This is a genomic window from Streptomyces sp. NPDC060366 (assembly GCF_042725135.1).
Taxonomy (GTDB): domain Bacteria; phylum Actinomycetota; class Actinomycetes; order Streptomycetales; family Streptomycetaceae; genus Streptomyces.
In genome coordinates this window covers 134,401-143,930 of the sequence record NZ_JBHXDC010000019.1, presented here as the reverse complement: position 1 = coordinate 143,930, position 9,530 = coordinate 134,401, and the positions used below count along the sequence as shown (strand labels likewise).

Genomic DNA, 9,530 nt, shown 5'->3' with positions numbered 1-9,530 from the left:
GAGCGGGTACCACATCGCTGCGCGATGTGCAAGCGAAGGGGTGCGCTCCGCGCACCCCACCCGCTCCCGCTCCGCGTGAGCGGAAGGCGGCTCGCTCCGCTCCACCGCCCGGCCCCTCCGCTTCGCTCCAGGACCAACCGCAGGGCAGGCGGCCTGCGTTGCGGACCGGGGCCCGGCCTCCGGCCGACCCGTGGCCTCCGCTCCGCTCCGGCCACCAAAAACGCAGCAGCAAGGGCCGTGCGCGCCAACTCCCGTACAGGAAAGGCGCGCCATGCTCCGCGCAGCCCACCCGGGGGCCTGACGGCCCGAACAGCATCAAGAGGAAGGGGAAGTGACGGGAAGTCGAGGCAGGGTCGGGAACGTAAGGGCAAGTCACCGGAACAGAGGAGCGGAATTGAGAGGTCGTCAAGGCTCCGGCTTAGCTTGCGACAGGGGAAGGCTAACCGATATTTGGCCACGTTAGAGGGAATCTCAACATTCGGCGTGCTTCATTTTTGATGTCGAGCTAAGCTCTGGACTCAGAACATGCCACCTCGTACCGCTTCGAGGGCCTATCGAGATCCACCGACGACCTTGTCGATACTCCACTGAGGCAGAGAGGCCAGCCAACCACATCAGCCCGACCACAGCCTTTGCAGCTCATCTACGTGCAGGTTTTCGTTTCCTGTCGCTCGAATCGCCCGGACGACACTCAGGAGAAGGCAGACGGATATGTCGACCACCAGCCGCGCCGATCAGCGCGAGGCCGCCCAGCGAGAGGCCATCGACGCGGTACTCCGTGCGCTCGAAATCCCTGCAAGATCACTTGTGCCCGAACGAGGACTTCGAACTCAGGTGATCATGGCGACCGGGTCCGGGAAGACCAGGGTGGCGGCCCGCAGCGCGGAGGAGCTCCGTGCGGGCCGGGTGCTGGTCCTCGTTCCCAGCTTGGACCTCCTGGCGCAGACCGAGTCCGCGTGGCGCGAGGCCGGCCGCCGGGGCCCGATGATCGGGGTGTCCTCCCTGCGGAGTGAGGAGGCGTCCTTCCCCAACACCACGGACGTGGACGAGCTGGTGGAGTGGACGCGAGGACTGGAGAAGGTCACCGTCTACGCCACGTACGCCTCGCTCGGGCTCGGCACGCTGGAACGCGCGCACGCCGCCGGCCTCACCGGCTGGGACCTGATCGTCGTGGACGAGGCGCACCGGACATCCGGCCGGATCGGAAAGCCGTGGGCCGTCGTCCACGACAACCAGAAGATCCCGTCGCTGCGGCGGCTGTACATGACGGCTACGACCCGGCTGTGGCAGGTGGACGAGGACCAGGAGCAGGGCGCGCCCGGCGAGTTGGTCGCGTCCATGGAGGACGACCCGGACTCTCCCTTCGGCAGCAGGGCGTTCACTTTGACGCTGTCGGAGGCGATCGACCGGGGCATTTGTGCGCCCTACCAGGTGGTGTGCGTGGACATCGCCGACACCCAGCTCCAGGCCGCGCAGCTCCTGGGAGCCGAGGGACGCTCAGACCAGGTACGCGGGTCGCGGCTCGCCGCCCTGCAGACCGCGCTGGTGAAAGCGTCCGCAGAGGAGAACTTCCGCCGCACGCTCACCTTCCACCACGTCGTCAAGGAAGCCGAAGCCTTCGCGGCCGGCCTTCCCAGCGTCGCCGCGCAGCTGCACGCCAGCGACCCAGAGCTGTACCCGAAGACGATCTGGGCGGACTGGCTGTGCGGCGAGCACAAGCCCAACCACCGGCGGCGTGTACTGGGCGAGTTCGCGACGGGGATCGCGACGGACGGCACCGTCGTCGAGAAGGGTTACCTGAGCTCGGTCAAGGTCCTGGGCGAGGGCATCGACACGAAGAACTGCGACTCCGTCTACTGGGCGGACGTGCGCGGCTCCATGCCCGACCTCGTCCAGGCCGTCGGCCGGGCGCTGCGGATGCAGCCCGGCGAGGGCAAGGTCGCGTCCCTCGTCGTGCCGGTCCTGCTCGGACCCGGCGAGACAGCCGACAACATGCTCACCTCCCGCGCGTACGGGGGTTTGGCGAAGCTGCTGGGAGCCCTCAGGGCGCACGACGCCCGGGTCGTGGAGACTCTGGCGGAGCAGCAAGCTCCGAGCGCCTACACGCCCGTCCAGAAGGGCGCACAGGGGCAGGAGAGCCAGGGCGAGGGCGATGAGCCGTCGAAGCCCGCCCGGCAACTGCTGAAGTTCAGTACGCCGCGCGACCCCGCGCAGCTGGCGGCGTTCATCAGCCTGCGGGTTGTCGACCCGGAGCACGAGCACTGGCGGCGCGGGATCGAGGCAGCCGTCATCTACGCCCGCGAACACGGTGATCTGAAGGTGCCGTTCACGTACCGCGTGCCCGCCGTTGACGACCAGGAGGCGGATGCCGGTGGGTGGCCGGCCTCGCTGGCCGGCTTTCCGCTGGGGCAGTGGATCGCCGATGCCCGGCGCTTCTACGCTCGCGGTGACATGGACGAGGGCCGCGTCGAGCAGCTGGGGAAACTCGGGATGGTCTGGAGCCATCTCGATGTCGCGTGGGAGGAGGGCCTGGATGTCGCCCGGGGGTGGGCGGCCGAACACGGGCACCTTCTGGCGCCGTTGGACGCCACCTTCCAGGGCGCGAAGGTGGGCATCTGGCTGAAGAACGCGCGGGCCGCCGCCCGGAATGCCATGGAGAACGAGAGGCGGCGTGCCGAGGGGCTGCCGGTGAAGTCGTCGGTATGGGCCATGGCGGAATGGCGGCGTGAGCAGCTCGAGGAGATCGACCCGTCGTGGTGCCCGCCCTGGCCGGTGGAATGGCAGCGCGCCTTCCACCTCGTCCGGCTCCACGTGGAGGAGGGCGGGATGCTCCCTACCGCGCCGGGGGTGGTCGTGCGTCAGGGCGAAGACCTCGGACGGTGGGTGCGGTCCGTACGGCTCGGCTGGGACAAACTCACCACCGTGCAGCAGTGGATGTGCGAGCAGATCCTCGGCATCGAACCCGCAACCGAAGACGAAAAGCCGAAGCCGCGCCCCACGCAGGCCGACAAATGGTCCGCGAACCTCGCCGCCGCCCGCCAGTACTACGAGCGCGAGGGACACCTCCAGGTGCCAAGGAAGCACGTGGAGACCGTCCTCTCAGACGACGGCTGGGAGCTCCAGTTCCGCCTGGGCGCGTGGGTCGGCAATCAGCGGAGCAGGGCCGCTTCGCTGTCGCCGGAGCGGGTGGAGCAGTTGTCCGCGATCGGGATGCGGTGGTCGTAGGCTTCTGCGGGCATACAGCGGGGCCGGGCGGGGTGATCCTGTCCGGCCCCCTGCTGTGTGGTCAGCCGAAGTCGAGCGCGCCCAGGGCCGCGTCGACGGAGGCGGCGTCAGGGGCGTTTGAGGACCCTGCCGCAGCCTCCCAGCGCGCGATCAGAGTGGATGCTGGAGAACATACTTGGACTCACCAAAGTGTTCGCTTACAGACCGAACTGACTCATCAAGTCGTTGCTGAGTTCCTCGGCAACACGCGTCGCTTCCTCGTCGTCTGCGATCGGGGACAACAGCGTGTGTACTGGCTGAATGTGGTGGGGCTTGCGCGTGTACGGAGGTGTGCTCTCGCGGCCGTCCCCAAAGACTGCGGTGCGGGGTTCGAGGGCTCCCGGGCCATTGGATGCGTAGATCGTCGCGATGATCTGCTGCGTGCTGTCCAGGCGCAGTTTTCGTTGCAGCTCTTGGATGGCCGCTACGAAATCCCCACAGCCTGCTTCGACCACGCGTTGGGACACAGGTAGGGCACTGACGATGCCGGCCCCTTCGCTGTCGCTGAGCCGATCCTCCTCGGAGCGGGGTTGCCACGACACGTTGCTGGCCATGGTGACGGTGCCGTCGTGGTGCAGCTCGATCATGGAGTTCCGGTTGTAATCGATCTCCAGGGTGCTGCTGACCCAGCGTCGGAGGCCAGGGCGGGGGTTGATGAGGGCGTCGCCCATGCCTGTCATCGGGCCAGGAATATGTCGCGGTGTCAGCGCGCGTCCTCGCTTCTCCGCGAGGGAGAGAAGGAATCGTGCCTCGTCCCTGTCCAGCGGGGGAGCGCCGTGTGGGAGGGGCCTGGTTGGGCGTGCGACGGCAACGAGCCAGGCTGAGGGCTTGGCGGCGTGGGCTGTGATGGTTTTCGTGAGGAAGTCGGAGTGCTGGCGCAGTGCCTCCTCGGCGCTGCCGGTGCGAGTGAAGCGGTCGCGGTAGGCGCGCTCGATCTGATGTTCCGCCATCCAGGCGGTGTGGTCTCGGTCGCGGTACGGCACCGTGAACGCCTGTTGCTCTTTGTCCTTGTCCGATCTGCCGTGGACGAGGTGCGGTGCCATTTCGCTGGCTGGTACGTCCACGATCAGGAGAGTTGTCGCTCCGTCAGTCAAGGGAAACATGACCAGGTCGGGCAGGTACGGGTGGACGTGGTTGCGGACCCACTGCGCGTATTGCCGGAGATCGGCCTTCTCCCAGTCGACACCGTTGATCTTGTGATCGTTGGTAACGCCGTAGATGAGCAGTCCGCCACGCGTATTGGCCATCGCGCTGATGTCCTTGGCGAACTCGTTCCACTGACCGTTCCTGGGGGGCTCGGGGAGATCCCTCTTCCAGTCAAGGTCGTCGGACTCTTCAAGGTGGTCTGCTGCAGCCTGGCTCACCATGCCGTAGGTGAGCGGGCCAGGGGCACACCCCAAGTGCTGGTGCAGCCTCGTCCAGGTGCGGGCCCGGCTCTGCGCGGTGGCGGAGGTGTCCGATATCCCCATGAAGGATCTCCTTTGAGCCGTCGTTGGGAACGCTCACTTTAGGGCCGCGCGGTGACACCGCACCCGCTTACTCGATCTTCCGCATGCCCGAGCCGGTGAACCCCTGAAGCGCCGGGCGGCGGGCACGGATTCCACCACGTCCGTCGCCCGGCGGCGCGGAGGCCCCCGGCCGACGCGCCGTAGAAGAAACCCGCCCCGAATCCCCGCCGCGCGCCCCGCACGACCACGCCCGCCCTTTTCTCTTTTTCTTCGTCGGGCACGGGAGCAGGGGCAGCAGAGGGGATGTCGGGCACCCCGACCACGGGCGGAAACACGTGATGACCTGCACCGACGCAGACCGGTGCACGAGTAGGACGGGCGGCTGTCGGCGGGGTTGTCGGACCGGTGGTCGGGGTGGTCCACGGTGGTGTTGTCGCATCGTGACCAAATCCGGTCCTGGTGGTCAGAGCTGTGGTCGGGGGTGGCTGCTGCTCTGGACTCGTAGCGCGGCGCCGGCCGGGATGGGGCCGCCCTGTACGAGGGGACCAGGAGCATGACGAACACGAACACGAACACGAACACGAACACGAACACGGACGCGGGTGGCGGGGACCGGCTGGCGCTGGCGGTGCTGACGCAGTACCGGATGGGCACCACGCAGCAGTTGCACCGGGTGCTGGCGCCCGGAGTACGTATCGAGCAGACCCGGCGCCGGCTGGCGAAGCTGCGCGCCGAAGGGCTCGTGGACCGGGTGACGCTGCCTCAGGCCGGGCGGCTGCGTGCCTGGTTCCCGACCGAGTACGGAGTGCGGGTCGCGCTGGAGTGGCCGGAGCTGAGGGAGCGGCGGGCGCCGCGGCTGGTGTCCGATCCGGTGGCCGCACGGCTGCGGGCCGGGCACACCCTGGCGGTGACCGAGACCGCGCTCGCTTTCCTCGAGGACGCCCGGCGCCGCGGTGAGACGTGTCTGCCGCTGGACTGGCTGCCCGAGGTCCACCACCAGATCGGCAACGGCGAGTCCGTCATCCCCGACGCCCTGCTGTACTACCGGTCCAGCGACGCGATGCTGCGGGCGTTCGTCGAAGTCGACCGGGCCACCATGGGGCCCGAGCGCCTGGCGGCCAAACTCACCGCCTACGCACGCCTCCACCGCTACATACCCGGCCCCACCCTCGGACGCCGGCCGCACATCAACCTCCAGAGCACGGAAGAGGTGTGGCGGCAGCGGTACCCGCGCTTCCCGAGAGTCCTGTTCGTCCTGGACGGCACCGGCCCCACCGGCATCGAGAACCGCGTCCGCGCCCTGCACGCCCTCGCAGGCGACCCGGCGGTGAGCACCTTCCTGCGCCACGTGCCAGCCCTCGCCACCCCGCTCACCGACCTACTCGAACACGGGCCCGCCGCGCCCATATGGCGGCCCGTCCAGAGTCCGGACCCCGACCGGCAAGTCGACTGGATGCACTCACACCACCCGTAGCGCGGACGGCGTGCCGGTGCAGATCGCGTCGGGCCGAAGCGTCCCACCCGCGTGAAGAAGTCATCCGCGCTGCCGCCGGACATCGGAAAGCCCCGTCCGGCTCGTGGTGCGAGCTGGGCAGGGTGGGGTGAGGATCAGGGGTACGGGCGGCGGTCCGCCCGCCTTGTTCTCCCTACTGGCGGCCTGGCCGCCGTCCGGCCATGGAGGGTCGTATGCCAGCTGCCATCTGGTCCGGTGCCATCAGCTTCGGCCTGGTCACTTCTCTGAACTTGGGGCCGGTCCGTCCCGAAGCCTTTGATCTGTAGCTCTCTGAGAGAGCGAATCGGTGATGCCAGAGGCATCACAGCGAGATGTTCCGGAGACCGAGAGCCGTTCCGCCTTCCGCCTCAGTACTGTGGCTTCGCATGACCGACATCGAGATCGAGATCACTGCGGACCTGGTCCGCGACCTGCTGCAGGAGCAACATCCAGACCTTGCAGGGCTGGTCATCCGCGAGGTGGCGGGCGGCTGGGGCAACCAAATGTGGCGCCTCGGGGACGAGTTGGCCGTGCGCATGCAGCGCATGGACCCCACCCCGGAGCTCCAGCTCAACGAGCGGCGGTGGCTGCCCGTGCTGGCCCCGCGTCTGCCACTCCCGGTGCCGACCCCGGTGCGGTTCGGCGAACCGTCCGAGCGCTTCCCCAAGCACTGGACCATCATGACGTGGGTTCCCGGCGAGCCGCTGGACCACGGCTCGATCAGCCGCGGCGACCACGCGGCCGACACACTGGCGGGCTTCCTCCAGGCGCTCCACGTGGAGGCGCCCGCCGAGGCACCGATCTCTACGCAATTCGGTGCCCATCCCAGGAACTGCACGGGCAGCTTCGAGGGCTTCTTCCAGGATGTTGCCCCCGACGACATCGCTGCCGACGTCCGGGCCGTCTGGGACGACGCCGTTGCGGCCCAGGCGTGGGAGGGCCCGCCGGTGTGGGTGCATGGCGACCTCCATCCCGCGAACGTCGTCGTCTCGGACGGAACGCTCTCGGGCGTCATCGACTTCGGTGCCATGTTCGCCGGCGACCCGGCCTGGGACCTCGCCGCCGCATGGGTACTGCTACCCGCGGGCACCGCCCCACGGTTCTTCGACACGTACGCGCACGCAGACGAGGCGGCAATCCGGCGCGCCCGCGGGCTGGCCGCGATGAAGAGCCTCTTCCTGATGGCCATGGGGCAGAGCGGAAATCGAGGTCTTCCCGGCGGCAAACCGCACTGGGGACCCGCAGGCCGGGCGGCACTTGATCGCGTTCTGAAGGGCGTTTGATGCACGCTCCTTTGCACGTGTTTCTTGATCTTGGTTGAAGGCTGTGCGGCAGTCCACCCTCGTGGGTTCATCGATCACCACGCATAGTAGGAATGCCAAGGTCCACGGCCGTATGCCGCCCGTGGCCCCGATCGAGCTGACGGAGCTTCTCCTCGGCGCCAGCCAGGCTGACCTGGAGACCTTGAGTTTGCGGCGTTCGAAGTGACCGAGAAGGTCCTCCCATTCGGCATCGGTGGGGGTGCGGTACTCCTCGGCCGGTCGCAGGGCTCGTCGGCGGGAGATGAAGGCTCGGTGGGCCTCGATGGTCTCGGTGGGGTAGATCGGGTGGCCAGGATGTCGGCCAGCTCGGGGCTGACGAGCAGGACTCGCTCCTGGTCGGTCTTGGACGGAGCGATCTGTAGCTGGGGGACAATCTCGCCGGTTGTGGGCAGCCGGTACTGGATCATCGCGTAGTGGCTGAGTTCCAGCATCTCCTCAATGCGCGCGCCGGTGTGGCGCAGGACTTCCACCGCGGCCCAGGCCCAGAACGCCCGGTGTTCGGCGATGTCGAAGTGGAGCAGGACTCCGCCGGGGTCGCGGGCGGCGGCGCCGGCGGCGTTCTGGGTGCGGGTCAACACCGTGTTGTGGACGGTGAAAGCAGCGCCCGGCGGCACGGCGAGCAGAGCGTTCAGGGCGGCCAGGCGGCGTTGGTGGTGGTCGGCTGCGGCTGCGGCTGCGGCTGTCGCGAACGGCTCAAGGGCCGGGAGGCGTTCGCGGGTCCGCTGGTCCATGCGGGCCTTGACCCGCTTGACGCGCTTGCCGTCGACGGTTTCGACCTCCCTGATCGGGCACTAGCACCGCAGTGTGTTGGCCGCCGGCCCAGGACCACAAGGCAGCCTGCTCGGCGCGCAGTACTCCGGAGCTCACTGGTAGGCGCGTTGTTCTGCCAGGTCGAGCCAGTGCTCGACATCGGCCGGACCAAAGTGCCGGATCGCCCAGTCGACCATGCGCAGGCTCATATGGGCCCAGGCGAGTCGGAGGAGGTCGTCGGGCACAGCGTCGAGGACGTCATCAAGTCGTTTGGCGACACCGGTCTCACACGCCTTCGCGTGGATGCCGAAGCGCAAGGTGACCAGGTCGAATCGGCGATCACCGCGCCCGGCGCCATCCCAGTCGACGATGCCGGTGATCGCACCGCCGGTGGCCAGCATGTTGCCGGGATGGAAGTCGTAGTGCACCGCGTCGTATCCGACGAGCCGGCCAGGGCTGTCCTCCCCCACTGAGGCGATCCAGCGTTCGAGAGCGGCAGTGCGGCGGCTGTGCCGACGCAGAGGTTCGTGCAGGCAATATCCGGAACCGTCCTCACTCAGGTGCAGACCCACCGGAGGAACGTCCGGGCGGTCGGCGAGCCGACCGGTCTGCAACCGGTTGAGTTCCAGGGCCTGCTCCAGACCATGGTGGTCCAGATCGTCGATCTTCACGCCCGGGAGGAGTTCCTGCACGAAGACCACCGCATGGTCGATCTGGACGGCCAACTCGGTGGCCGGCGCCGGGTACTCCGCAGACCGGAGGATGTCGGCCACGCTGAGCGGCCCCGCTTGCATGTCCGCAAGCGTGCTGTGCGGTCGCCACTTCAGGACCGACCGCCGGCCGTCGGCCCACCGCACATAAACGGCACCCACCTGCCCGCCCGGACACGGCCCCTGCACCGTCAGACGAACACCCGTCTGCGCATACAAGGCTTCAGCCATCCGCTCAGCATCGAGCCGCTCGACCCTCGCCCACCTCTCCGGAGAAGAACTCACCAGCCGATTGTCCCAGCACGGCAACCGCGTTTCTCTGAACATGTCGTCAGTACCAGTAGATGGCGATCGCGAGTGTTCGTGCCTCCGGCTCGTAGTGCTGACGATCGCGCCGTCCCCGGGCCCCCCGCTCCTCGGGCTGTGGTCCCGTGGGCACGGTCGGCGTCGTACGCCCTGCGCACCAGCTCACCCTGGAACGGGAGTGAACCCCGGCAGTGCTGACGCCTGGGCGCGAAAGGGGTGGCTCCCGAGCGTGGATGTT

Annotated in this window: 6 protein-coding genes; 3 read left to right on the top strand and 3 right to left on the bottom strand. The window is 68.2% G+C overall.

The window, feature by feature from the left end:
• The first annotated feature begins 711 nt into the window (after positions 1-711).
• Complete coding sequence (locus tag ACFWHU_RS32445; RefSeq protein ID WP_387229301.1) at positions 712-3,225, top strand: Helicase associated domain protein; 2,514 nt, start codon at positions 712-714, stop codon at positions 3,223-3,225.
• Between the two features lie 197 nt (positions 3,226-3,422).
• Here the strand turns inward: ACFWHU_RS32445 and ACFWHU_RS32440 are convergent, their stop codons facing one another.
• A complete protein-coding gene (locus ACFWHU_RS32440) occupies positions 3,423-4,733 on the bottom strand; it encodes a helix-turn-helix domain-containing protein (RefSeq protein WP_387229299.1) in 1,311 nt (436 codons plus the stop codon).
• 532 nt (positions 4,734-5,265) lie between these two features.
• On the opposite strand from ACFWHU_RS32440, the gene ACFWHU_RS32435 reads away from it, so the two are divergent.
• Together ACFWHU_RS32435 and ACFWHU_RS32430 are read left to right on the top strand one after the other, a co-directional pair.
• The gene (locus tag ACFWHU_RS32435; protein WP_387229296.1) at positions 5,266-6,186 is read left to right on the top strand and encodes a replication-relaxation family protein; all 921 of its coding nucleotides are present in this window, start codon (positions 5,266-5,268) and stop codon (positions 6,184-6,186) included.
• Positions 6,187-6,590: 404 nt separating this feature from the next.
• Complete coding sequence (locus ACFWHU_RS32430) at positions 6,591-7,487, top strand: aminoglycoside phosphotransferase family protein (protein ID WP_387229294.1); 897 nt, start codon at positions 6,591-6,593, stop codon at positions 7,485-7,487.
• Positions 7,488-7,561: 74 nt separating this feature from the next.
• Here the strand turns inward: ACFWHU_RS32430 and ACFWHU_RS32425 are convergent, their stop codons facing one another.
• Both ACFWHU_RS32425 and ACFWHU_RS32420 read right to left on the bottom strand, forming a co-directional pair.
• Positions 7,562-8,257: a hypothetical protein gene (locus ACFWHU_RS32425; protein ID WP_387229292.1), complete on the bottom strand. Its 696-nt coding sequence runs from the start codon at positions 8,255-8,257 to the stop codon at positions 7,562-7,564.
• A gap of 132 nt (positions 8,258-8,389) precedes the next feature.
• Positions 8,390-9,217, bottom strand: a complete 828-nt coding sequence (locus ACFWHU_RS32420) for a phosphotransferase (RefSeq protein ID WP_387229290.1) — start codon at positions 9,215-9,217, stop codon at positions 8,390-8,392.
• Positions 9,218-9,530: the final 313 nt, after the last annotated feature.

Excerpts from the sequence above, each read along its gene's own strand:
- ACFWHU_RS32445 (WP_387229301.1), top strand. The coding sequence starts at position 712 with ATGTCGACCACCAGCCGCGCCGATCAGCGCGAGGCCGCCCAGCGAGAG.
- ACFWHU_RS32420 (WP_387229290.1), bottom strand. The coding sequence starts at position 9,217 with ATGGCTGAAGCCTTGTATGCGCAGACGGGTGTTCGTCTGACGGTGCAG.
- ACFWHU_RS32430 (WP_387229294.1), top strand. The coding sequence starts at position 6,591 with ATGACCGACATCGAGATCGAGATCACTGCGGACCTGGTCCGCGACCTG.
- ACFWHU_RS32425 (WP_387229292.1), bottom strand. The coding sequence starts at position 8,257 with ATGGACCAGCGGACCCGCGAACGCCTCCCGGCCCTTGAGCCGTTCGCG.
- ACFWHU_RS32440 (WP_387229299.1), bottom strand. The coding sequence starts at position 4,733 with ATGGGGATATCGGACACCTCCGCCACCGCGCAGAGCCGGGCCCGCACC.
- ACFWHU_RS32435 (WP_387229296.1), top strand. The coding sequence starts at position 5,266 with ATGACGAACACGAACACGAACACGAACACGAACACGAACACGGACGCG.